This is a genomic window from Marinomonas sp. HM11-D (genome assembly GCF_057626615.1).
Genome location: NZ_JBMMKT010000003.1, coordinates 422,373 through 441,482, shown reverse-complemented (window position 1 = coordinate 441,482; position 19,110 = coordinate 422,373). Strand labels below are relative to the sequence as shown.

At 47.3% G+C, this 19,110-nt stretch carries 35 protein-coding genes; 6 read left to right on the top strand and 29 right to left on the bottom strand.

The window, feature by feature from the left end:
- The coding region (locus tag ACOSVP_RS06810; protein ID WP_487346738.1) for an integrase core domain-containing protein at positions 1 to 306 on the top strand (306 nt) is incomplete at its 5' end.
- 53 nt (positions 307 to 359) lie between these two features.
- On the opposite strand, the gene ACOSVP_RS06805 is transcribed toward ACOSVP_RS06810, so the two are convergent.
- The 29 genes from ACOSVP_RS06805 to ACOSVP_RS06665 form a co-directional block, all read right to left on the bottom strand.
- Entirely contained in the window at positions 360 to 869 is a 510-nt protein-coding gene (locus ACOSVP_RS06805) for a chemotaxis protein CheW (protein WP_487346737.1), read from the bottom strand.
- 107 nt (positions 870 to 976) lie between these two features.
- Positions 977 to 1,852, bottom strand: a complete 876-nt coding sequence (locus ACOSVP_RS06800) for a Tim44 domain-containing protein (protein ID WP_487346736.1) — start codon at positions 1,850 to 1,852, stop codon at positions 977 to 979.
- A gap of 17 nt (positions 1,853 to 1,869) precedes the next feature.
- Positions 1,870 to 2,880 (bottom strand): tryptophan--tRNA ligase, encoded by a 1,011-nt coding sequence (locus ACOSVP_RS06795; RefSeq protein WP_487346735.1) that lies wholly within the window; start codon positions 2,878 to 2,880, stop codon positions 1,870 to 1,872.
- 95 nt (positions 2,881 to 2,975) lie between these two features.
- Positions 2,976 to 3,599 (bottom strand): alpha-ketoglutarate-dependent dioxygenase AlkB family protein, encoded by a 624-nt coding sequence (locus tag ACOSVP_RS06790; protein ID WP_487346734.1) that lies wholly within the window; start codon positions 3,597 to 3,599, stop codon positions 2,976 to 2,978.
- Entirely contained in the window at positions 3,589 to 4,440 is an 852-nt protein-coding gene (locus ACOSVP_RS06785; RefSeq protein WP_487346733.1) for a bifunctional transcriptional activator/DNA repair enzyme AdaA, read from the bottom strand. The genes ACOSVP_RS06790 and ACOSVP_RS06785 overlap by 11 nt, the downstream gene beginning before the upstream one ends.
- Before the next feature lie 299 nt (positions 4,441 to 4,739).
- Positions 4,740 to 4,952 carry a hypothetical protein gene (locus ACOSVP_RS06780; RefSeq protein ID WP_487346732.1) on the bottom strand — a complete coding sequence of 71 codons (213 nt, stop codon included), beginning with the start codon at positions 4,950 to 4,952 and terminating at the stop codon, positions 4,740 to 4,742.
- Entirely contained in the window at positions 4,949 to 5,407 is a 459-nt protein-coding gene (locus ACOSVP_RS06775) for a hypothetical protein (protein WP_487346731.1), read from the bottom strand. The genes ACOSVP_RS06780 and ACOSVP_RS06775 overlap by 4 nt, the downstream gene beginning before the upstream one ends.
- Positions 5,394 to 5,576, bottom strand: coding sequence for a DUF1382 family protein (locus ACOSVP_RS06770; protein ID WP_487346730.1), 183 nt, complete (start codon positions 5,574 to 5,576; stop codon positions 5,394 to 5,396). The genes ACOSVP_RS06775 and ACOSVP_RS06770 overlap by 14 nt, the downstream gene beginning before the upstream one ends.
- Positions 5,566 to 5,898: a hypothetical protein gene (locus ACOSVP_RS06765; protein WP_487346729.1), complete on the bottom strand. Its 333-nt coding sequence runs from the start codon at positions 5,896 to 5,898 to the stop codon at positions 5,566 to 5,568. The genes ACOSVP_RS06770 and ACOSVP_RS06765 overlap by 11 nt, the downstream gene beginning before the upstream one ends.
- Positions 5,895 to 6,239 (bottom strand): hypothetical protein, encoded by a 345-nt coding sequence (locus ACOSVP_RS06760; protein ID WP_487346728.1) that lies wholly within the window; start codon positions 6,237 to 6,239, stop codon positions 5,895 to 5,897. Before ACOSVP_RS06760 ends, ACOSVP_RS06765 begins: the two co-directional genes overlap by 4 nt.
- Positions 6,240 to 6,564: 325 nt before the next feature.
- Positions 6,565 to 6,906, bottom strand: a complete 342-nt coding sequence (locus tag ACOSVP_RS06755) for a DUF7694 domain-containing protein (RefSeq protein ID WP_487346727.1) — start codon at positions 6,904 to 6,906, stop codon at positions 6,565 to 6,567.
- Positions 6,893 to 7,117 carry a hypothetical protein gene (locus ACOSVP_RS06750; protein WP_487346726.1) on the bottom strand — a complete coding sequence of 75 codons (225 nt, stop codon included), beginning with the start codon at positions 7,115 to 7,117 and terminating at the stop codon, positions 6,893 to 6,895. Before ACOSVP_RS06750 ends, ACOSVP_RS06755 begins: the two co-directional genes overlap by 14 nt.
- Positions 7,114 to 7,380 carry a hypothetical protein gene (locus ACOSVP_RS06745; protein WP_487346725.1) on the bottom strand — a complete coding sequence of 89 codons (267 nt, stop codon included), beginning with the start codon at positions 7,378 to 7,380 and terminating at the stop codon, positions 7,114 to 7,116. Before ACOSVP_RS06745 ends, ACOSVP_RS06750 begins: the two co-directional genes overlap by 4 nt.
- Entirely contained in the window at positions 7,377 to 7,655 is a 279-nt protein-coding gene (locus ACOSVP_RS06740; protein WP_487346724.1) for a hypothetical protein, read from the bottom strand. Before ACOSVP_RS06740 ends, ACOSVP_RS06745 begins: the two co-directional genes overlap by 4 nt.
- Positions 7,652 to 7,900 carry a hypothetical protein gene (locus ACOSVP_RS06735; RefSeq protein WP_487346723.1) on the bottom strand — a complete coding sequence of 83 codons (249 nt, stop codon included), beginning with the start codon at positions 7,898 to 7,900 and terminating at the stop codon, positions 7,652 to 7,654. The genes ACOSVP_RS06740 and ACOSVP_RS06735 overlap by 4 nt, the downstream gene beginning before the upstream one ends.
- 250 nt (positions 7,901 to 8,150) lie before the next feature.
- Positions 8,151 to 8,582 carry a tellurite resistance TerB family protein gene (locus ACOSVP_RS06730; RefSeq protein ID WP_487346722.1) on the bottom strand — a complete coding sequence of 144 codons (432 nt, stop codon included), beginning with the start codon at positions 8,580 to 8,582 and terminating at the stop codon, positions 8,151 to 8,153.
- 24 nt (positions 8,583 to 8,606) lie between these two features.
- The gene (locus ACOSVP_RS06725; protein ID WP_487346721.1) at positions 8,607 to 8,825 is read right to left on the bottom strand and encodes a hypothetical protein; all 219 of its coding nucleotides are present in this window, start codon (positions 8,823 to 8,825) and stop codon (positions 8,607 to 8,609) included.
- A 17-nt stretch (positions 8,826 to 8,842) separates the two neighbouring features.
- Positions 8,843 to 9,751 carry a recombination-associated protein RdgC gene (locus ACOSVP_RS06720; RefSeq protein ID WP_487346720.1) on the bottom strand — a complete coding sequence of 303 codons (909 nt, stop codon included), beginning with the start codon at positions 9,749 to 9,751 and terminating at the stop codon, positions 8,843 to 8,845.
- Complete coding sequence (locus ACOSVP_RS06715) at positions 9,751 to 10,500, bottom strand: hypothetical protein (RefSeq protein WP_487346719.1); 750 nt, start codon at positions 10,498 to 10,500, stop codon at positions 9,751 to 9,753. Before ACOSVP_RS06715 ends, ACOSVP_RS06720 begins: the two co-directional genes overlap by 1 nt.
- Positions 10,501 to 10,679: 179 nt before the next feature.
- The gene (gene ssb / locus ACOSVP_RS06710; protein ID WP_487346718.1) at positions 10,680 to 11,345 is read right to left on the bottom strand and encodes a single-stranded DNA-binding protein; all 666 of its coding nucleotides are present in this window, start codon (positions 11,343 to 11,345) and stop codon (positions 10,680 to 10,682) included.
- Positions 11,345 to 11,866: an HNH endonuclease signature motif containing protein gene (locus tag ACOSVP_RS06705; RefSeq protein WP_487346717.1), complete on the bottom strand. Its 522-nt coding sequence runs from the start codon at positions 11,864 to 11,866 to the stop codon at positions 11,345 to 11,347. The genes ssb and ACOSVP_RS06705 overlap by 1 nt, the downstream gene beginning before the upstream one ends.
- On the bottom strand, positions 11,866 to 12,087 hold the full coding sequence (locus tag ACOSVP_RS06700; RefSeq protein WP_487346716.1) for a hypothetical protein: 222 nt from the start codon (positions 12,085 to 12,087) through the stop codon (positions 11,866 to 11,868). Before ACOSVP_RS06700 ends, ACOSVP_RS06705 begins: the two co-directional genes overlap by 1 nt.
- Positions 12,087 to 12,284 (bottom strand): carbon storage regulator CsrA, encoded by a 198-nt coding sequence (csrA, locus tag ACOSVP_RS06695; protein WP_487346715.1) that lies wholly within the window; start codon positions 12,282 to 12,284, stop codon positions 12,087 to 12,089. Before csrA ends, ACOSVP_RS06700 begins: the two co-directional genes overlap by 1 nt.
- A 60-nt stretch (positions 12,285 to 12,344) precedes the next feature.
- Entirely contained in the window at positions 12,345 to 13,940 is a 1,596-nt protein-coding gene (locus ACOSVP_RS06690) for a lambda-exonuclease family protein (RefSeq protein ID WP_487346714.1), read from the bottom strand.
- Complete coding sequence (locus ACOSVP_RS06685) at positions 13,937 to 14,740, bottom strand: RecT family recombinase (protein WP_487346713.1); 804 nt, start codon at positions 14,738 to 14,740, stop codon at positions 13,937 to 13,939. The genes ACOSVP_RS06690 and ACOSVP_RS06685 overlap by 4 nt, the downstream gene beginning before the upstream one ends.
- A gap of 29 nt (positions 14,741 to 14,769) precedes the next feature.
- Entirely contained in the window at positions 14,770 to 14,979 is a 210-nt protein-coding gene (locus ACOSVP_RS06680; protein WP_487346712.1) for a hypothetical protein, read from the bottom strand.
- Positions 14,980 to 14,998: 19 nt separating this feature from the next.
- Positions 14,999 to 15,241 (bottom strand): helix-turn-helix transcriptional regulator, encoded by a 243-nt coding sequence (locus tag ACOSVP_RS06675; RefSeq protein WP_487346711.1) that lies wholly within the window; start codon positions 15,239 to 15,241, stop codon positions 14,999 to 15,001.
- Between the two features lie 331 nt (positions 15,242 to 15,572).
- Positions 15,573 to 15,947, bottom strand: a complete 375-nt coding sequence (locus tag ACOSVP_RS06670) for a hypothetical protein (RefSeq protein WP_487346710.1) — start codon at positions 15,945 to 15,947, stop codon at positions 15,573 to 15,575.
- Between the two features lie 35 nt (positions 15,948 to 15,982).
- Positions 15,983 to 16,723, bottom strand: a complete 741-nt coding sequence (locus ACOSVP_RS06665; protein ID WP_487346709.1) for an XRE family transcriptional regulator — start codon at positions 16,721 to 16,723, stop codon at positions 15,983 to 15,985.
- 108 nt (positions 16,724 to 16,831) lie between these two features.
- Here ACOSVP_RS06665 and ACOSVP_RS06660 point away from each other — a divergent pair, with 108 nt between their 5' ends.
- The 5 genes from ACOSVP_RS06660 (at position 16,832) to ACOSVP_RS06640 (ending at position 19,103) form a co-directional block, all read left to right on the top strand.
- Positions 16,832 to 17,059 (top strand): helix-turn-helix domain-containing protein, encoded by a 228-nt coding sequence (locus ACOSVP_RS06660; protein ID WP_487346708.1) that lies wholly within the window; start codon positions 16,832 to 16,834, stop codon positions 17,057 to 17,059.
- Positions 17,060 to 17,081: 22 nt separating this feature from the next.
- Positions 17,082 to 17,312: a hypothetical protein gene (locus tag ACOSVP_RS06655; protein WP_487346707.1), complete on the top strand. Its 231-nt coding sequence runs from the start codon at positions 17,082 to 17,084 to the stop codon at positions 17,310 to 17,312.
- Positions 17,313 to 17,352: 40 nt separating this feature from the next.
- Positions 17,353 to 17,580, top strand: a complete 228-nt coding sequence (locus ACOSVP_RS06650) for a hypothetical protein (protein ID WP_487346706.1) — start codon at positions 17,353 to 17,355, stop codon at positions 17,578 to 17,580.
- 261 nt (positions 17,581 to 17,841) lie between these two features.
- A complete protein-coding gene (locus ACOSVP_RS06645; RefSeq protein WP_487346705.1) occupies positions 17,842 to 18,180 on the top strand; it encodes a hypothetical protein in 339 nt (112 codons plus the stop codon).
- Positions 18,177 to 19,103, top strand: coding sequence for a replication protein (locus ACOSVP_RS06640; RefSeq protein ID WP_487346704.1), 927 nt, complete (start codon positions 18,177 to 18,179; stop codon positions 19,101 to 19,103). Before ACOSVP_RS06645 ends, ACOSVP_RS06640 begins: the two co-directional genes overlap by 4 nt.
- The last annotated feature ends 7 nt before the right edge of the window (positions 19,104 to 19,110 follow it).

Genomic DNA, 19,110 nt, shown 5'->3' with positions numbered 1-19,110 from the left:
ACGAGAACCGCTCAATTACTTGTGCATCACTCAGATCGAGGGCTTCAATATTGCTCTAAGCAGTACCAACAGCTCCATGAAAAGCATGGCGTTCAGTGTTCCATGACTGATGGCTACGATTGCTATCAGAATGCGCTGGCGGAAAGAGTGAATGGCATCATTAAAAATGAGTACTTGATCATTAAGCCGAAGGATCTATGCGAGGCCAGGCTAATGATATCGGAGTCGGTAGAAAGCTATAATAAGAGTCGGCCACATATGGCCTTAAAATACAAAACGCCCGATGAAGTTCATCGAGCGTTTTAGAGCCTGAATAAGTGTCAACCTATATCAGGACTAGTCAAGAATCTAGCTAAAGATTAGAGCATGCCAATCGCAAGTTGCTCATTGTCTGAATCGATCATTTTGTTCAGATCCAAAAGAATCACTAGCTCTTCATCTTTCTGGTAAACACCTTGGATGAACATTAGGGCTTCGTCATTACCCACACTTGGGCTTTGCTCGATCTCGCCTTGGTACAGGTAGAAGACTTCTTGTACGGCGTCGACTAGCATACCGATTTGCTCACCATCGTGCTCGATAATGATGATACGAGTGTCATCTGTGATGGTGCACTCAGGTAGGCTAAAACGTACACGAGTATCGATTACTGTGACGACGTTACCGCGCAGGTTGACGATGCCAAGCACATAAGACTGAGCGCCAGGAACTGGAGCGATCTCACTGTAACGCAGCACTTCCTTAATCTGCATTACGTTAATGCCGTAAGTTTCATCCAATAGTTTAAAAGTAAGGTACTGCAACAGTTCGCCTTTCTTACTTTCAGCAGGCAGTTTTCCTGCATCTTTGATTGTCGCTAATTCAGACATGTGCTTTAAACCTATATCAATCCGATGATACGCACCAATGCGCCGTTCGTTTATCTAAGCAAGGATAGACGAAATGCGGCGCATTGGCTTGATAAATTAAGTAACAATTAGTTGTCTTGTTGAATACCAACAATGGTCCAATTGCCACGTGCATCTTCTAGGCTTTTCTCTAGGTGCCATACTTCGTTGGTTTCACTCGTCTGATCACCTTCTTTGATCCAACCAGTGAAGCGTAGAGAAATAGACGCTGTCGAACCGGTAAACTCACCGCGAACCAAGTCCACCATTAGAGATACGACTTCTGTGTGAGCTTTATCTGTACCGTATTTTGCACGCTCTTGACGCAACATATCACAAAGGTCTGGACTAAAGTAGTCACTGATCTCATCGAAGTTGTTGTCATCCCACGCTTTTTGCAGAGTCACATAGTGATTCTTAGCTTCGGCGATAAAAGCTTGCTCGTTAAAGCCTGGTGGTAGTTGGATCTCTGGCTGTGCGCCGAAACCTGACATACCGGCCATTGGCGAAGGCTGTACGTTGTCGCGAGTAGAGTCTGGCATCTCACGGTACATACCTTGTGCGCCGGCTGCTTGAGCAGCTTGACGTTTTTTCGCGAAGAAGAACTTGTAGATCAAGAAGCCGATCACAGCGAATAGTAAAATGTCACCAAAGGCTAGGCCATCAAACGCGCCACTGCCCATCAAGGCTGCAAACAAGCCACCCGCCAACAAGCCACCTAACAGACCGCCCGCTAAACCACCAAACATGCCTGGTTTTTTAGTAGCAGTGCCTGCCGCTGCAGCAGTGTTGGTGCTAGAAGTGCCACTGGTTGCGCTTGAACTGGTTGGGGTTTTGCTAGTGGTGTAGCTTTTACCAAAGCTGCCACCGCCGCCCAATTTTTTAGCGTGGGCATCGGCTGCAAAGCCGCCCGCGCCAATGACTAAAACAAATGCCATTAAAAAGGCATAAACTGCTGATTTCACGTCGTTTCTCCAAAAAGTTAGACGAAGTTAACCAAACCTACTGCATTACGAAGGTCAGAGATCAGAGCTCGTGCTCGGGCACGGGCTTTTTCAGCACCGGCCTGTAAAACTGCTTCGATTTCGGCAGGGTTCGCCATAAGCTCAAGGTATTTTTCTCTTGGCTCAGCTAGTTGACCATTGATCAGTTCAAAAAGTTCCTTCTTGGCTTCGCCCCAAGCGATACCATCGGCAAATTTTTGACGCATTTCTGCGGTTTGCTCAGGCGTTGCAAAGGCTTTATAGATATCAAACACGGTAGAACCGTTTGGATCTTTTGGCTCGCCTGGCTCAAGTAAGTTGGTCACAATCTTGTTGATGCCTTTTTTCAGCTTTTTCTCTGTGTCAAAAAGCGGGATGGTATTGTTGTAACTCTTACTCATCTTACGGCCATCCAGACCTTTTAGAATGGCACTGTCGTCTTCGGCTACTACGGCTTCTGGCAGCACGAAGTGGTGACCAAATAGGTGATTAAAACGAGCGGCGATGTCACGCGCCATTTCAATGTGTTGGATTTGGTCACGACCCACAGGCACTTTATTAGCATTGAAGGCTAGGATGTCTGCTGCCATTAGCACTGGGTAGCAGAATAGGCCCATGGTCACGCCGAAATCTGGATCTTGGCCATTGTTAACGTTTTCATCAACGCTGGCTTTGTAAGCGTGGGCGCGGTTCATCAGGCCTTTTGCGGTCACACAAGTCAGTAGCCAGTTCAGCTCAGAAATTTCAGGAATATCAGACTGACGGTAGAAAGTTGCTTTGTCGGTATCTAGGCCACAAGCAAGCCAGGTCGCGGCGATCTCAAGACGAGACTGCTTCACACGCTCTGGATCCTGACATTTGATCAATGCGTGGTAATCAGCCAAAAAGAAGAATGACTCAGTGTCTTCGCGGCGGCTAGCTTCGATAGCTGGGCGGATGGCACCTACATAGTTACCTAGGTGAGGAGTGCCTGACGTCGTAATACCGGTTAAAACAATTTCTTTACCCATTTTCCCTTACTCAATCATATAAAAAGGTGCGTGTACCCTATCACAAAATCTAGGGCAGACGTAGCTTTAAACCCGTCACAAATGGAACAAATGTACTACTGTGCTGATACGGTGCGAATCTGGCGAAAAGTCAGGTTGATTCGAGGGCTGTGAACTTTTTTAGTAGTGGGAAGAGAATGCAGCCAGTGGCTTTGAGTGCGGCCTTGCATGATTAACAGGCTGCCATGTTCTAGTTGAACAGAGCGAGTCTCTTTGCTGTCTTTGTGTTTAAAAGAAAACTTGCGCTCTGCTCCTAGGCTTAACGACGCAATGGTGCCGTTTTGCTCAAGTTCTTTTTCCGCGTCGCTGTGCCAAGCCATGCCTTCCGAACCATCGTGATACAAGTTTAATAGGCATGAGTTAAAGGAGGCTTGAGTGTGTGCCTCGACCAGTTGTTTGAGCTCTAAAAGGAGCGGTGTCCAAAGTTGAGCCGTCTTGGTGGTTTTTGAGTAGGTATAGGTAAATGGCTGGTCTGCGTACCATGCCACCTTGCGTTTGGTAATAATGTGTTTGCCATAAATCACCGCTTCATCATGTTGCCAAGCAATAGTCTGCCATAGCTGCTCAAAGTAGTCGTCAGCTTGTGCTTGTATGAGGATTGCTCCGTGATACAGCACTGAGCCATCGTAGGGCAGTAGTTCTATAGTGTCTGTTTGCTCGGCAAATAAATCATTTATCATGGTTTTGTTCGCTGTCTAGCTGTGCGGCTTCCCAGCCAATCATGGCGGTTTTTCTCAGGCTTCCCCAACGATAATTACCCAGTTCGCCCGTATTTCGGATCACTCGATGACAAGGAATGATATAGGCGATTGGGTTTTTGGCAATGGCGCTGCCCACGGCTCTAGCGGCTTTGGGTTGTCCAATATGTTGGGCAACTTGCGCATAGTTGGTCAGGTGTCCAGACGGAATCGCGAGCAGGCTTTGCCAAACCTTTAGCTGGAAAGGCGTGCCAGCGAGATGCAAGCGAATGGGCTGTGTTTGGCTGTTAGAATGCTCAAATAAGCTTAGGCCTTGCTCATGCAGAGAGTGGGCTTCCTGTTTAAAAGTAGCACTCGCAAAGAAACTCATCAGCTCCTGCTCAGCGGCGTCTTTATCTTCACAAAATGCCATATGACAAATGCCGATCTCTGTGGAGGCAATCAAAAGAGGGCCGAATAGGGTGTCATAAAACTGATAGTAGATGACTAGGCCAGCGCCGCCAGACTTATATTGCCCAGGCGTCATGCCCTCGATGGAAACAAATAAATCGTGCAGCCGACTGCTACCAGATAAGCCCACTTCTAGAGCGACTTGCTGCAACGTCTTGTGTTGATCAAGCAACGTCTTAGCACGTTCGAGATTGATAAACTGGATAAACTTTTTCGGCGATACTCCCGCCCATTGTTGAAACATGCGCTGAAAATGATATGGGCTTAGATGAACGGCATTGGCGATTTCTTCAAGGGACGGCTGTGCCGGCGTTTGCGCCACAATAAATTCAATGGCTTGCTGGATTCGCTGAAAGTCACGGGAGTAAGACATAAAATACACATACGCTAATAAATTCAGACTCATATTAGCGAAAAAGGGGAAAAGATCGACCCGAAACTTGCGCAGTTTTTAAGGGGTAGAAAAAGATGATTGGTGGAGCTAAGCTCCCTCGAAAAGCGGCTTGTAAGTGCTGCTATTGCTGGTGTTCTTTATTTCGGTTTTGATATGTGCCCCCATGGATGCCCCCACATTAGTTTTCTTAAAGTGAAAGGCTATGACAGCGTATGCGCATTTATACCAATAAAAAAATGCCCCCACAACCGATTAAGGTCATGGGGGCATTTTGCTTTTTAACATGGGTAACCATCATGTAGATTCTCTGGGTCGCTCCGATAAGCGAAAAAACTCCCAGCAACATGAAAGACGGCTGACTCACATTCGCCACCTTCTTGTCCGATAGGGCAGCGGTAAATGTCGCCAGCCACGGTGCCATCTTGGTGAGCAGCTACACGTCCGAAATAGTCAGAGTAAACCAATTCAGAATTACAGTAAGGGCAGTTCATTTGATTTCCCCTCCTTCAAGCAGCTTAACCTTTTCCTCAAGCTTAGTTAGCTGAATGCTCATTAGTTTTAGGGCATCTTGGAAATAGAGCGGGTAACTATCTTCATCATAAAGATTGTCATCCACTAGCTTCATTATGCTGTAAACGTAAAAATCTTCTTCTGTATCGTGATTGGTTTCAGAGTAAAACCATGAGCGGTAGCGTTGATCGAATGTTTGCTTTTCTTTTGGTACATGACGCCAAGTTTCATATAAAGAAGTTACGGTGTAACAGCCTCTAATTACTTCAACAAATATGTCACCTACTTGCTCCATAGTGCGCTGAAAATCACCTTCTTTCACAACTTGTGAGACTACACCGACTTCACCAGTCTCAATCTTTTCAAGAACTGATCCAAGCTCAATTTGGATGCCATCTGCGTCTATCATGTTTTTAGCTGAACTATTTGGAGTCATTAGCCTGCTTCTCCATATCGATTAGCGTTTGCATTGACTGCTGTAGCAACTCTTTCTTGTGTTCGGCATCACGTACTGGAACAGCTACAAAGTCGATACCGGCTTTCTTAAGCACCTCTACATTTTCAAGGTTGGCGCGCATGGTTACTGGTGAGCATTTAGTTAGCATCGGTAGCTTCCAATTCAGATGGAGTTTTTACAATCGCCCAGTGAGTGAAGTCAGAAACGGGAATATTTATTTTGGCTATTTTGCTGCGAAAACATTGAAGGGCAGGCATGTAAACGCAATTAACTCGTCGATTCCCTTTCTTATCAATCAGATCAAGGAAAGTTCCACGCGGAGGTACTGAGTCACTTAGACTAACCCAAGGATTAGCGAGCGCCTTAGCAAACTCATACACATACGGGTTAAGGTCCATGCTGCCGTCTGGCTGCTGCTTCAATTTAAAGCCATGCTCTAGGGCAAGCGCCTTGATTTGTTCTTTGTTCATTTTAAATTTAGGCTCCTGATATGCTTGAATTTATTAATGGTGGTGTTCTTGAATCCATCAGTACAGGGATAGTGCTCAAACTCATGGCCTTGAGGGTATCGATCAAAATCAAAAAGCCAGGGCCAGTTCATGTCAAAGTCTTCCCATACCGTGTACGCATCTTGCCCCTCACCCCAGTAATCGACCCCGCCACCAACATACATTAAGCCAGAAACACAAGAGCCCTGATCGTAAGCCAAATCACTTGGTTCTGACGAATCATCTTTCCAAGCGTGCTTATAGGTTTTTGGTAGCAGCTCAACTAATCGCTTACTTAATTTCTTTTCGATTCTCGCCTTCATTAGATACGCTCCAATCGGTAGCCCTTGCTGTTGCAATGCTGGCAAGTGGTGGAAGATGAAGACATGAAGTTTTCGCCTCCAATGAACACAATATCCTTGCCTGTACATTCGCATCGTAAGCAATCCACCCGCTCAAACTTGGCTGGCTTAGTTCGGGTGGTTTCGTAGGCGGCAACGGAGCCTGGGTATCCACGCACTACGAAATTCCACTCACCACTTATTACTTGCTTGCACAGCTCGCCGTGGTTAAACAAAACCCCCGCACGCGGTTTTCTATCCACTGGGATCGGGTCGCCTATATTTACTCGCCACACTGGTTTGTGTTTCATGCCTTCCCCCATGCAAACGCTGGTTTATCAGTAAGAACAAACAAGTGGCGCATATTGGCCACGTTCACCACGCTTGAGCTTTTGGGGTAGACCTCAACAGCCCAATCATTTTCAAATCCAACTCTGCTCTTTATGAGTTGTAGCTGATCCCACGTAATGTTTTCTTCCCAGGCACCAGACTTACGCTTAATTTTATTCACGCTCAAACGAATGTGGCCGGTGGGCTCTAGGTATTGCTGAACCAAGAAGTCAGAAGACTTAAACACTTTCTCAAGTCGATCACTGTGCTTTGGTGGCCAGTGATCTTTCGGTATTTCGACAAAATCAAACTTGCTCATAAAGAGAGATTCCTTCCTTTGGCGCCTGCGGGACCACGATGTGAGCCACACGCTTGATTAGTAGTTCGTGGATGATTGAGCCATTAATAAAGTAGGGCGGGTGGTACTTCACTAGCTCAACGTGGTCGTTGTCGTGGCAAATCCAGACTAAGCACTCATGTTTGTTTACGTGCTTGAACTCTTGTGGAGTTAGCCAGATTTCGCCGCTCATGCCTTGGCCTCTAGCTGCTTTTGCAGTTCCGCCACTTGCTTATGTAAGGCGCGGTTCTTGGCTTCGTGGCTATCGATCACAGCCCAGAGCAAGCCGCTTTTGATCGGTGCACCAGAACCATGACCAACATCTGCGTCATGGATTCGCTCGATTGACTCATGGCTTGGTGAGCTAAACACCTTTGCCAAGTGGTAAAGGATGTCCGTGGCGTGGGCATGGTTGCCGGTCTGCTGCCACTTTGCGATTTCTTCGGCTACGTTCATTCGTCGTCTTCCTCTTCACAAATAGGAACCAAATACACGTCCGACATGTCTTGGAAAGTTTCATCGTTAGCAATGAAGACACAGTTAACCGAATTTGACTGGCAGATCAGGTAGTTAACCGTATCCATCAAATCATCAAGTAGATCGTCATCGATGCTGTCATCGTTAGCTATTTGTTTGACCGTTGCTTTCAATTCAGCCAAAGATGTATGTAAATTGCGGCGAAAACCGTTCATTGAGTAGCTAAGTTGCGCTGATAATGCTTGATCGCTCATGCTGCCACCTTCATGTCAGCCGGTTTAAAGGTGTACTTGCGGCCACTGTTCCAAAGCAGTTGGTTAATAGTGCGCTTGGCGCGGTCGCGGTCTTCTTGGGTTTTGCCATTGTCGGCAGTCTCTTGAAGCAGTTGCACTTCAATATCAATGGCTTGATTGATCAGGCCTTTAGAGTGTGCTTCTTCGCGTGTGTAATTGGATAGGCGTATAGCGGCATCAACCGCTTGTTGTACAAGTGTTGCCATGGTTAGTACCTTTTAAAGTTTATTGGGAGGGTGCGCTGGGCGCTTTGAATTGGTGTCTCTTCATCACGTCCAGAGCGGGGGACCCAAAGATAGCTCCAAGACACCAAATCAAAATGCCCTAGTTTTTTACGAGACTAGGAACTCGGTCGGTGAATGGTTGCGGTGTCTGTATGTCGCACCGACAACCAAGCTGGGCAATGTTCCGACTTCCCACACTGCGCAGTGGGCGCGTATTGCTCTTTGCTAACTACTAGATGTAGTTATCTGGGTTTAGTCCGAACTGCTTGCCGATTTCTTTCAGTACCGCTAGCTCTGCTTCATCGATCTCACCGTCTGCATCAGCGATTTCAATAGCGATAATGAAGGCTTCCACTTTCTGCTGCTCGTCGGCTTGAACATCGCCAAGCTCTTTCATTAGCTTCATCTTGGCAATGCGCTTACCTGACTCGTACATACTGCTGTACTTGTCGATCGTCGTGCCGATTTCGCTACCGAAGTGCTTTAGGTTGTCGTTGCTTTCGATGATGCCTTGCAACTTGCCAAGTTCTTCGTTTGAGCAATCACCGTCGGCATAAGCAACCAGTACAGCACCGGCTACGATGGCTTCCATAAGGTCGCGGTTTTCAACACGGTGTAGAGTTACTTTTGCGGCTGCAGCTTTCTTTTTGAATAGTCCAAGCATGGTTATCTCTCCTTTGAGATAGATTTAATTAACACGGAAGTTTTCAGAAGGAATCCAGTCACCCTTGTAGTTCACAAGGCAACCACCACGGACGGTGTATTTGGATTCGATGGAGCTATCCACCCACTTGGAATAGCAGGTGTAACGATTTGCGGCGTATTTGATACCCCAGCTAGCGAGTAGGATTACTGCGACTAGGGCAGCAAATAGCCACATATAAAGGCGTTTGTCTGATTTGGTCATGTGAATACCTTTAAGACTTAGTTCTCAGTTTGAATTTCAAACCAGTGAACAAAGTAGTTTTGAAAGAAGTCGCGGATCGTGAGCGACATCAGGGAGAAGCTTGCATCTAGGCTAGACTGAGCACCGCCGTCAGAATCATTGAAGGCCTGCTCTTTAAGCGCGTCATCCCACTTGAGCGACTTGATAGTTAAGTCATCACATAGAGCGAAGGACATTTTATCCGTCCAGCGTAGGCCGATATTTCTAACCGACATGCCTTGCTCCAGGTGGCGCGTAACATCTTCGGAAAGTGGCTCAAGCTTCTTGAACTTAATGGTTGACCGGTCTTCTGAACTGTCTTGAAGGTCGCATGTATCACCAGTCTCTAGGCTTGCTGGTACATCGTTTTTCATAAGCCAATCAGTCATCACCATAGCTGGCGATGCTTGCGCCTGCAGCGGAACCATTGGGAAGCTACCAAGCATGGTTTGTAACTGCTTAAACGATTGCTCTGTCATGACTCCGTTGGTCGTATTGAGCACTAGCAATTCGGCTTTCTTGTCAATGTAAAGCCACACATCAGACAGGTTTGAAAAGGCTTTAGGGCGAAGCGAGAAAACCAGCTCTTCTTTGATGTCAGATTTCTCTTTGCGTCCAACCTTGCGACCTTCAACGGCTTCAATCTCTGCTACCTTGGCCTCTAGCTCTTCACGAATAACTGACGACGGAAGGTTTTTCTCTTCCTTGCCAAAGCGGAACAACATGCAGTCATTTGAGGTAATCGACCAACATTCAGACTTACGAATCAGAGGCAAAGCCCCAAACGTGAATTCATCCTGTGAGCCAATCTTGCGCAGCGGGTGATCCTTAAGGGCTTGCTCGATCACTGCAAGGTCGATGTTTGCAGCGTCCTTAAGCTGGAAAATTTGGAGTGTTTTGAAAAACATTAGTATTCACTCCAGCTAGTTTCGTAATCATAAGCATCAGTCCCTTGATCCAGATCGATCTGGCCTTTCATTGCGTAGATGTTGAAGAGAATTTTTTCTAAGCCATATAGCGCTCCAACGCTTAAGTGCTTTCCGCTATCTGTGCCATCAACTCGAAGGCCTAGAATTTCCCATTTATCAGTTTTATCGTCTTTGCTGAGGTGCAATCTAACGTCGCAATCTCGCTCAGATGTTCCTTCATTCTTATCCAGGTAAATCATGATGAAATCGCCCACGGGGCGCTCTTCAAAAATCAGGGTAATCTCACCTTCTGGGGCATAATCGTATTTGCGTGCACTTTCGATGAGCTTCTCGATAAGCCACGACAGCGTGATTTCTTCTGGCAGCTCGGTCATGATTTCTTTTAGCTCAGCATCGACAACTTCTTTTAGGCGCGAGTCGTAGAAATTCTGTGCCGCCAGCTTCAAACGGTTCATTACGAAATCATGGTAAACAGGCAGATCTTCAAGGCGTTCAATCTGCGGCATGATGGACGCCGAAAGCTTTTCTTTTAGTGCTTTGCCAACATCACCGTATGAACGAAACAGGTCATCAGCCGTTTCTTCGATCAGTTTATCAACGCGCTTAGTGATCGCTTGCTCTAATGCTCCAGAGGCTAGGCGCTCATGTAGGACGGCTGTAAACATATCCTGAGCAGTGTCTGTTGCTGGGTTCGTCTTTGGTATGAATTCTTGTGTAGCTTCTGGCATGGTTAAAACTCCTTGGCGGTGTGGGTTTTGCTTCGCCTGCGGGGTGAGGTTGTCTCTAGGAGCGGCCTCCGCATCTAAGCTGCCGTGTAGATATTTCTGGGTATGCAGTTAAGAAGGGCGCGTCTACGGCTGGCTGCGCTCGCTGGCCCTTCATTGGCTGTTATGGATCAGTGAATTATTTAACGTCGTCCACTGCCGACTTTGCTAAAAGGTATGTCATCGTCGAAGTCGTCAAACTGCGGGGATGGCTGCTGCGACATTGGGCGTTGTTGCTGTTGCTGCGCTGGGCCCCGTCGGTTCTGCGTCCCTCCACTTTGGTCGCCGTAACCGCCTTGTGGCTGCTGTGGCGCATTGCCCCAAGAGCCGAAGGATTGAGGCTGACCGTATCCACTTTGCTGCGGGTTTTGTTGTTGTGGTTGGTTGCCGTAACCTTGTTGTGGAGCCTGCTGCCCACCTTGTGGACCATAACCGCCTTGGCCTTGCTGCCCTTGTTGATCGTCTTGACGGCTATCTAGTAGCTGCAATTCGTTGGCGATGATCTCAGTGGTGTAACGCTTAATACCGTCCTTTTCCCACTCGCGTGTACGCAAAGAACCCTCTACGTATACTTTGGAACCTTTCTTGATGAAATCACCTGCGATTTGACCTAGACGGTAGTTGCCACGGTCCATGAACACCACACGGTGCCATTCGACCTTTTCCTGCTTCTGTCCGGTCTGCTTGTCCGTCCAGCTTTCATTTGTAGCCAAGCTGACGTTTGCTACTGCTGCACCAGATGGCATGTAGCGCACTTCTGGATCGTTACCTGCCGTGCCAATTATTATTACGCGATTCACACCTCTCATTAGGTGAACCTCCCTAGGTTATCTCGAATGCGATTTGGTAGATTCTCAAGAGCATGAAGCCTTGAGTGCTCAGATAGAGTGAGAAGAGCAAGATTATCTGGGTCGTTATTGCTTTTGTTGTGATCTATGTGGTGTACACACTCATCAGGAGCGAGTGAGCGTCCGATTATTTCCTCCATAATGACAACATGCTGGCCACGATGTTTGTTCTCACCCATTGTTATGACGATATAGCCACTTTGCTTTTTAGAGGCTCCCTTGCCTTTGCCTTTTTTGGCTTTGGAAATATTCGCTTTCCACTTATCGGTAAACTTGCGGGACTTACCTCTAGTCCCACCGCCAAGCTTCCCTTGCTTGCCAGCTAAACGAACGGCCTCCGATCTCCCTCTTAAAATTCCAGCCCTTTTGAATCTGAATCTAAGTGTTGATTGAGCAATGCCCGTTGCCTTTTGTACGTCTGGGATGCTCATGCCAGATAAATACAAACCGTATTCATCAAGTGGCGATGGGCTTTCTTCCATTACTGCACCTTCTTAGATTTGGGCAAAGTTGGTTTGAGCTTGAGGCGGTTACCAACTTTGCCGTTAATAGAAAAGTCGCTTGCTTGAGGTCGGTAGTCGCGGCCCTCTACGATTTCTTCTTTGTGAATCTTGCCGCCAGCCTTCAAAAAAGCCGCTGTTTGAGCGGCTATTTGATCTTGCAGTTGGCGGTGTTGTGACGGGATGGTTTCGTGACTAAGCATTACGCCGCTTCTCCCGCTAGTTGCTGTTCGCGCTGGATGCGCTCGTAGATTTCTTCTCGGTGAACAGGAATGTCTTTTGGTGCTGTAACACCAATGCGTACTTGGTTGCCTTTGACACCTAGCACCATGACATCAACTTTGTTTTCGCCTTCACCAATGCAAAGGGTCTCGCCGGTTCTTCTTGTAAGTATCAGCAAAATAAAATTCCTTCTTCGATTTGAAATGGGGGAGTGAGCTAGGCGCTCACCCCGAATGCGTTAGGCTGCTTTAGCCTGCAGGGAGATGTATTTAGCAACGATGGCTTCTAGCTGCTGGTGAAGTTCATCGCCAAGATTGTTGCGCAACGCAAAGACCGCTAACTCATGACCGAGAGTGCCAGGAATCACCTTGTCGTTATTGCGCTTCACTTGGTGCTGAACCACATTACTAGGCGGAGTAATCTGCCTATTGCTGGTGAGTTCTGGTGTAGGCGCTTCAATAGATGCCTGTCGATCTACTTCTGCTTGTTGGCGGCGGCGCTCTTCGGCTTCCGCTTCTAGCTGAGCCAAACGTGCCTGCTCTTCTTGGCGCGCCTTATAATCGCTTAGGCGAGCTTTAACAGTCAGAGCAAAGTCGTCTTTCTCTTTCAGTACAAGCTGCACTAGATCGGGAAGCAACACGTCTACCAAGCCACCAAGTTCGTTTTGAGCTAATGCTTTGTTGTCTTTAGCGCGAAGGTAAACCGCTTGGACTTCTGCTTTAGCGCGTGTCAGCTCTGCTTCGATGGCGTTCTTGCACGATTCAACTGTGCGCTTGCCTTTCAGGGCACCTGCAAAGTCAGCGTTAAATGCTGGCAAGGGAATCTCAAGTGATTCGGATTGCTCGGCAATGTAGCTGTTGAGTTTTTCCTTGCCCTCTACAATCAACTCTTTCTTGATCTCGTCCTTACGGTTCTTCACCTGTTTTTCAGAGTTTAGGCGCGCTTGGCGGATCAGCTCTTGGATGCTCTTCAAATCTTTGATGAACATATCAACGTCTTCGATCTCGCCTTGCACAGAGCTGATGGCGCCATCAATGCCCGTTTCCGCTTGCTTGAAAATCTTGATACGGCTATCTGCGTTGGCAAACTCTTGGTCTGTCTCAAGCTTTTTCTTGCTTTGCTCAACCAGCTCCTGAGCTTGCTGCTTGTACAGCTCAATGTTACTGGTGATCGTTAGAGCCTGTTTATCAAGGTTGAAGTTAATCGCTGGCAAGTCTTTGATTAGTTCGGCAACCACTGGCGCTTTCTTTTCTGCTGGCTTGTGATTCGCCAAATCAGCTTCAAATCGACGCCACCCATCGATCACGGCTTGCATACGCTCTGGCTTGCTTTCGTAATCGATGTCAGCCCAGTTGTCGGTAGTACCGTCTGACACAATGAACGTACATTGGCAGGCGCCCGACACATAAAGCTGATGTTCGACTTGTGGCCAGTGTGTTTCTGGTAAGTCGTCATGCTCTTTGATGTAGGCCGCTAGCTTCTCATTCCAAAGTTTGTGCTCCATGATCTGCGTTTCATCGAACGTCTGACCATCAAGTGACGCGGCAATGCGGTCCCATTCTTCGCTGACGCCAGTGACAGGGAAGTATTCGTGACCGCAGTCGTCCTCTAAGATGATTCGAGCTGCGGCCTCTGCTGCGTGACCACGATCAAACAGCGCTTGCTTAGCTGGTGTCACTTCTTCGGTGTAGCCAGTTGCTTTCTCGTCTAGCAACTGAGTGCGAGTCTTGTAAGGTGACAAGCCAAGCATTGCTGCTGCGTCTGATGCTGTGAATTTAGTAGCACGAAAATCATGCCATTCTTGTGTGCCTTGAATTAAGTTGACTAGTTTCATTGTGCTACTCCTTTAGGGATGCTTAGGATGGTTTGCTTCTGGTCATCTGTAAGCGACCATTTAGAAGAAACCATGGTGATGATGTCTTCTGGTGTTTTTTTGCCTTTCTTAACCGCTAACGCCCAGCCGTTAAAACTGTTTTTAAAGCGGTCTTCTGGGTATACAGGTAACTCAGATCGCTCGATCTGTTGTGACTTTGGTGTGATGTCTTTCTCTTCTGAGGACATTGACTCTTTGATGCGTTCAGCTTCATCAGGATCAACAAAACCAGACAAACCAAACGCGTAGCGAGCTGCCTGTATTGTCGCTTTATGGCGAAGCATTCGAGCAGGCCAGCGTTTCCAAGGCTCAGACCTGCCGGACGTGTCTTTACACTCACTCATGTATTCAGTGACTTCGGTAGGGCGCGTGCGGTCCTTGCGGTAAATCTTGCAAGTAACAGAGATCAGAGTGCCGCCATCTTGGTTATCAACAAACTCCATACCGTCAAACTGTGGGTGGCCGTTGATAATTTTTAACCAGCCATCAATAGAAACGATCGGCTGGATTGCACCGCGGTTGTTAAATGCGTAAATCTCTTTAGTGAGAGGGTTTAAGCTGTACTCGTTGCACACGGCCAAGAATGTAACGAGTTCTTCGTTTGTTACCTGCTGGCCTTGCCCCTTTGCTTTCATGAGCGTGTTGACCATAAGGTTTTGAATTTCGCCTTCATCAAGATCAAGGCGTGATGCCATGACAGCGAATGGCGACTGTTTACTTTGCGGCATGGTGGCCACTTGATTGGAAGAGTGAGCTTGCATGGTCGTCTCCTTTCGTCCCTATAACTGTTTTAGAACTCGTCCAGTAAAGGCTGGATCGCCTTACGAACGGCTTGGAGTATTTCTTTGAAAGAGCAATTGCGCTTTCGGTAGGCTTCGATGCCTGCGGTAATGGTTACCATGAAGCACCAGCCCATGATGAAGGTCATGCAAAGGCCTACAAAGGTGCCTGCGATAGCCAAGAACTCGAAGCTAAAGCCGTTTAGAACTGCATCAATCATGGCTGGTGCCTCCTGTTTGCTATGCGGCCGTTGCCGCTACAGTGCGGTTCTGGTTGATTTGGTATTGAATCCAAATTTCGACTTCCGACTCTATCCAAGCGACCCGTAGGTTTGCGTCCCCGCGGGTTTTTGTCATTACGATCGGCTTGGGAAATTCGCCAGCCTTGATGCGGCGACGCATGGTTGAGTCGCTTAGCGATGTGCGGTCTAGCACTTCACTGCGCTTTAGGAGTCGAGTTGGCTTAGTTGGTTGATCCGACATAAGTCCTCCTGTTTTTTTTCCGGCTACGCACTCAGAGAATGCGCACTCGGAAAACATGGTTAAACATGCCCAACACTCCATATCCCCTTGCACAATGAGAGGGGGAATCGGACGCGGCTCGCACCTTTGGTTTATCGCCATACTTGGCAACTTGGTGGTCTTTGCCGGAGCGGTTCGCCGCTTCGATGGAAATTATTGTGTACCCAAGGTATACAAAAGTAAAGTACCTAAAGTACACAAAATTAATCTTTTTTGGGAACCTTAATAGAATCAAAAGGTTACAAGCGAAAAAAAACCGCCTCAGTGGGCGGTTTGTGGGGAAGAGTGTTGCTTACATTTTAAAGCAGTTGAAGGTAATGTAGTCAGGAGACACTTTCTGATACTTATCGTTTTCTAAGGTGTAGAAAGTTGCAGAGCGCAATGAACTTATCAGGCTTCCTAATGTTCCACTTCCTTTTAAGTGAATCCAGCACCTATCGTCCTTTTCACGGTAGCTAGAAACATCTTCATATTGCTCGGCAGGATGGTACATTTTTCCGTTATGGCCAACTGCATCGATTTTTACTTTATGGCAAGACTCGATGAAGAAGCCTGAGCAAACCTCTCCAGTTGTATCGCTAACAACTAGATAGTCAGCGCTTATCGCTGGCGATAACAGCAACGAAGTAACAATCGCTGGCACAATAGCCAAAAGCTTAATGTTCATAGAATTCCTTTCCATATTTATCTACTTATACGGATCTACACCAGAGCCGAAAACCAAAAGACTCGGCCGATGATTTTGATTTCAGCCGCTGTTTCAGCGCTTAGCTCTTCGTCTGGGTAATCTGGATTAGCTGATCTGATGCGAAGCCCACGGAATGGTAGACGATAAAGATACTTAACTCGAAGTAGGCCGCCATGGTTTATGGCGTACATCTTGCCATCGGTAATGTCTCTACTAAGAGTATCGACTGCAACTATGGCGCCGTCTGGTAGGACTGGCTCCATGCTGTCGCCACTAACACGGCAGCATGCCGCTTTATCCGTATTAACACCTGCGCTATTAAGTGTCGAAATATCAAAGCGCATAGAATGTGATGCGATCTCTAGCACGTTTGCGTATCCATTTCCTGCCGACAGCTCTATTTCCGAAAAGAAGGGCACCTCTACTTCACCAGGATGAAGAGGGTCGTTGCTTTCATACACGTCAACATGCCCCAGTGATGCGATAGCTCTATATTCAGAAGGGTTAGAGTCACTCACCATGTTAGGTGACTCACCATACTCAAGCCAGCTAGGTGACACCTCTAGAAAGGCAGCGATCTTTCTAATGTTGTTAGAGGATGGCGCGTTATCTCCATCAAGCCACTTAAGCGCAGCCTTGCGCGTCACTCCTGCAGCCTCACTTAAACGCGATGCGAAGCCACGCTCTTTGTGACCCTTGCTATCCCTTACTTCTATAAGCCGCTGAGCTATCTCTTTGGCGTGATCGGACGACATTTCGACTCCAATTAGTTTTGTATACCTAATGTTCATTTTTAAATAGGCTTGAAGAAAAGTCAGTACGCAATTAATATGGGTACTATAGGTACACAAAAGGCTTTTAAAATGACCAGAAGTATACAAGACCAACTAACCAGCGTGCGGGTTGCTCGCGTTGCTGAGATATGCGGCATCACGCGCAAGGCTGTTTATGGCTGGATTGATCGTGGTCGCCTTCCTCGTACTGAGTACACCGGTGAAACCGATTACGCCAAGCAGCTTGAAGAAGCAACCAACGGCGCGGTTACCGCTAAAGAACTTTTAAACCCAAAGACCGACGCAGAAGCGGCCTAACCAATCAACATAGGACACAGCCATGCCAGCAAAGAAACCAGAAGAACTTCACCACAAAAACGATTACCGCCCTCGTTTTACTGATGACGTTCACGAAACCATTTTACTACTAACTGCTGAACTCACTCGCATGAACGATTACGTGCCAATCAGACCAAGCGTTCTGTTGCGCACACTGGTTGAAATGCAGTTAGAGAATCTCAGCACTGCAAAGATGAATGAAATTTTAGAGTCTATTCGCACTGCTGCGTGATCGGGACTCAAGTATTTTTTATACGAGAGGAATGTCGTACATGGGAAAACCAATCACTGTCTTGCTTGACGATGAGCAAGCGGAAATGTTGGAACGATTCGCGGCTGGTATGAAGGAATCTCCAGATCAAGCAATGGCTGAGCTAGTAGAGGATGCGCTAGATCAAATCGATCACAAGGGAATTGATATGGCAGAGCTATTAAGGCGCTGCCTAGCAAACATGGAAGAGGAAGCAGGAGCCCCGCAGATTGCGGCGGTTCTTCACTGATATAGGGACGCAAAGTGGCAGGGATTGCGAGTAAACGCCAGACGAAAAAAAAGCCCAACTTGGCGGTCCGGCTTTTTTGAGTTGGTAAACATTAATTCACCATTAGAGTGAGCAAATTATGAACGTATTCAAAATGTTTTTCAAGTTAGTTCAGCGCATATCGCGCTTTTTAATGTTCTGGGTGCCGTGTGACGCAGTGTTTCGCGTACATGGATGGGCCTGCAATGAGCTTCTAGTTATAGCGGCAATGGAGAAGGCAGCATGAACGCACGTATTTTAAAGAAGTTATCTAAGCGTGCTGAACCTATCCTTGACCTGATAGTGTTCCATCCACAGGTCGAAGACGCAATTAGCGAGGCGTATTACCTTATTGATGAGTCGTTTTGTTTCGACTTGATAAGTAAGTACGGCATCGAGACATTTGACGAGAACACGCCGTCACGCAAAGACATAAAACTACTTAAAGACGGCTACACCTCTGAGTATGGTCCCTTTACATCCTACGAAATATTAATGGCCGCTGTTGCTGTTATGCGTGGTAAACGCACACCAGAAGCCAACCCCTCTAAAGTGTTTCAAGCTGCGGAGGATTGGATTTGAGCGCTCAAGTAATCAGCTTCCCAACACCAGAGAAGCAAGAACCCGAAATCAAAGAGGTGCGGATCGTGGCAGATTGCGACGAGGGATTTACGCGTCTTGCAAATACTCTGCTTGAGGCTATTTGCCGCGTAGACCTTACTGCGCGTCAGATGCGCGTCTTTTTGGCAGTGGTGCGTAAGACGTATGGATTCCAGAAAAAGACAGACCGAATGGCTGCAGAGCAGCTTGTAGAGATTATGTCTTACGAGGGTAACGCAACACATATCCATGCAGATATTCGCGCACTAAAGGAACGTAAGTTAATCGTCGAAGATGGCAAGCGTATTGGCCCCAACCCTGCGCTAAGCGAGTGGGTTTTTAACAAACCAGCTCAAAAGCAAACAAACCGAAAACGGTCACTAAACAAACCGGAATCGGTCACTGAACAAACCGAAAACGGTTCTTTTTCAGACCGAAATCAGTCACCACAAAAGAAAGAAGAAAAACCTAAAGAAAATATAAATAAATCTATTGTCGGGAAACCCGACGATCAGCCCATTTCTGAACAGGTTATTTCTTATCTGAATTTCAAGGCCGGTAAACGCTTCCAGCACACCAAGACCAACCTTGGATTTATCAACGCTCGAATCAAGGAAGGATTTACCCTCGACGACTTTCGTGGAGTGATCGACCGCAAGGTGGCCGTCTGGCTACACGACCCGAAGATGAACCAGTACCTGCGTCCATCAACGCTATTCAACGCTGAGAAGTTTGACGGCTACGTGAACGCGGCAATGGTTCCAGTTGGAACAAATCAAATTCCAAATGGAATTCCAACGCAGCCAGTAGGGCAGCAATACGCACCGACAGGGCATCAGAAACCACAGAGCAATCGCGAGCTAGTCAGCGATGCACTAACCAACATCCACGATACAGACTGGTAGAGGGCGG

What these genes read in the sequence shown, in the direction of transcription:
- ACOSVP_RS06805 (WP_487346737.1), bottom strand. Translation starts at nt 869, where the DNA reads ATGTCTGAATTAGCGACAATCAAAGATGCAGGAAAACTGCCTGCTGAA.
- ACOSVP_RS06795 (WP_487346735.1), bottom strand. Translation starts at nt 2,880, where the DNA reads ATGGGTAAAGAAATTGTTTTAACCGGTATTACGACGTCAGGCACTCCT.
- ACOSVP_RS06790 (WP_487346734.1), bottom strand. Translation starts at nt 3,599, where the DNA reads ATGATAAATGATTTATTTGCCGAGCAAACAGACACTATAGAACTACTG.
- ACOSVP_RS06785 (WP_487346733.1), bottom strand. Translation starts at nt 4,440, where the DNA reads ATGTCTTACTCCCGTGACTTTCAGCGAATCCAGCAAGCCATTGAATTT.
- ACOSVP_RS06780 (WP_487346732.1), bottom strand. Translation starts at nt 4,952, where the DNA reads ATGAACTGCCCTTACTGTAATTCTGAATTGGTTTACTCTGACTATTTC.
- ACOSVP_RS06775 (WP_487346731.1), bottom strand. Translation starts at nt 5,407, where the DNA reads ATGACTCCAAATAGTTCAGCTAAAAACATGATAGACGCAGATGGCATC.
- ACOSVP_RS06770 (WP_487346730.1), bottom strand. Translation starts at nt 5,576, where the DNA reads ATGCTAACTAAATGCTCACCAGTAACCATGCGCGCCAACCTTGAAAAT.
- ACOSVP_RS06765 (WP_487346729.1), bottom strand. Translation starts at nt 5,898, where the DNA reads ATGAACAAAGAACAAATCAAGGCGCTTGCCCTAGAGCATGGCTTTAAA.
- ACOSVP_RS06760 (WP_487346728.1), bottom strand. Translation starts at nt 6,239, where the DNA reads ATGAAGGCGAGAATCGAAAAGAAATTAAGTAAGCGATTAGTTGAGCTG.
- ACOSVP_RS06755 (WP_487346727.1), bottom strand. Translation starts at nt 6,906, where the DNA reads ATGAGCAAGTTTGATTTTGTCGAAATACCGAAAGATCACTGGCCACCA.
- ACOSVP_RS06750 (WP_487346726.1), bottom strand. Translation starts at nt 7,117, where the DNA reads ATGAGCGGCGAAATCTGGCTAACTCCACAAGAGTTCAAGCACGTAAAC.
- ACOSVP_RS06745 (WP_487346725.1), bottom strand. Translation starts at nt 7,380, where the DNA reads ATGAACGTAGCCGAAGAAATCGCAAAGTGGCAGCAGACCGGCAACCAT.
- ACOSVP_RS06740 (WP_487346724.1), bottom strand. Translation starts at nt 7,655, where the DNA reads ATGAGCGATCAAGCATTATCAGCGCAACTTAGCTACTCAATGAACGGT.
- ACOSVP_RS06735 (WP_487346723.1), bottom strand. Translation starts at nt 7,900, where the DNA reads ATGGCAACACTTGTACAACAAGCGGTTGATGCCGCTATACGCCTATCC.
- ACOSVP_RS06730 (WP_487346722.1), bottom strand. Translation starts at nt 8,582, where the DNA reads ATGCTTGGACTATTCAAAAAGAAAGCTGCAGCCGCAAAAGTAACTCTA.
- ACOSVP_RS06725 (WP_487346721.1), bottom strand. Translation starts at nt 8,825, where the DNA reads ATGACCAAATCAGACAAACGCCTTTATATGTGGCTATTTGCTGCCCTA.
- ACOSVP_RS06720 (WP_487346720.1), bottom strand. Translation starts at nt 9,751, where the DNA reads ATGTTTTTCAAAACACTCCAAATTTTCCAGCTTAAGGACGCTGCAAAC.
- ACOSVP_RS06715 (WP_487346719.1), bottom strand. Translation starts at nt 10,500, where the DNA reads ATGCCAGAAGCTACACAAGAATTCATACCAAAGACGAACCCAGCAACA.
- ssb (WP_487346718.1), bottom strand. Translation starts at nt 11,345, where the DNA reads ATGAGAGGTGTGAATCGCGTAATAATAATTGGCACGGCAGGTAACGAT.
- ACOSVP_RS06705 (WP_487346717.1), bottom strand. Translation starts at nt 11,866, where the DNA reads ATGGAAGAAAGCCCATCGCCACTTGATGAATACGGTTTGTATTTATCT.
- ACOSVP_RS06700 (WP_487346716.1), bottom strand. Translation starts at nt 12,087, where the DNA reads ATGCTTAGTCACGAAACCATCCCGTCACAACACCGCCAACTGCAAGAT.
- ACOSVP_RS06690 (WP_487346714.1), bottom strand. Translation starts at nt 13,940, where the DNA reads ATGAAACTAGTCAACTTAATTCAAGGCACACAAGAATGGCATGATTTT.
- ACOSVP_RS06685 (WP_487346713.1), bottom strand. Translation starts at nt 14,740, where the DNA reads ATGCAAGCTCACTCTTCCAATCAAGTGGCCACCATGCCGCAAAGTAAA.
- ACOSVP_RS06680 (WP_487346712.1), bottom strand. Translation starts at nt 14,979, where the DNA reads ATGATTGATGCAGTTCTAAACGGCTTTAGCTTCGAGTTCTTGGCTATC.
- ACOSVP_RS06675 (WP_487346711.1), bottom strand. Translation starts at nt 15,241, where the DNA reads ATGTCGGATCAACCAACTAAGCCAACTCGACTCCTAAAGCGCAGTGAA.
- ACOSVP_RS06670 (WP_487346710.1), bottom strand. Translation starts at nt 15,947, where the DNA reads ATGAACATTAAGCTTTTGGCTATTGTGCCAGCGATTGTTACTTCGTTG.
- ACOSVP_RS06665 (WP_487346709.1), bottom strand. Translation starts at nt 16,723, where the DNA reads ATGTCGTCCGATCACGCCAAAGAGATAGCTCAGCGGCTTATAGAAGTA.
- ACOSVP_RS06660 (WP_487346708.1), top strand. Translation starts at nt 16,832, where the DNA reads ATGACCAGAAGTATACAAGACCAACTAACCAGCGTGCGGGTTGCTCGC.
- ACOSVP_RS06655 (WP_487346707.1), top strand. Translation starts at nt 17,082, where the DNA reads ATGCCAGCAAAGAAACCAGAAGAACTTCACCACAAAAACGATTACCGC.
- ACOSVP_RS06650 (WP_487346706.1), top strand. Translation starts at nt 17,353, where the DNA reads ATGGGAAAACCAATCACTGTCTTGCTTGACGATGAGCAAGCGGAAATG.
- ACOSVP_RS06645 (WP_487346705.1), top strand. Translation starts at nt 17,842, where the DNA reads ATGAACGCACGTATTTTAAAGAAGTTATCTAAGCGTGCTGAACCTATC.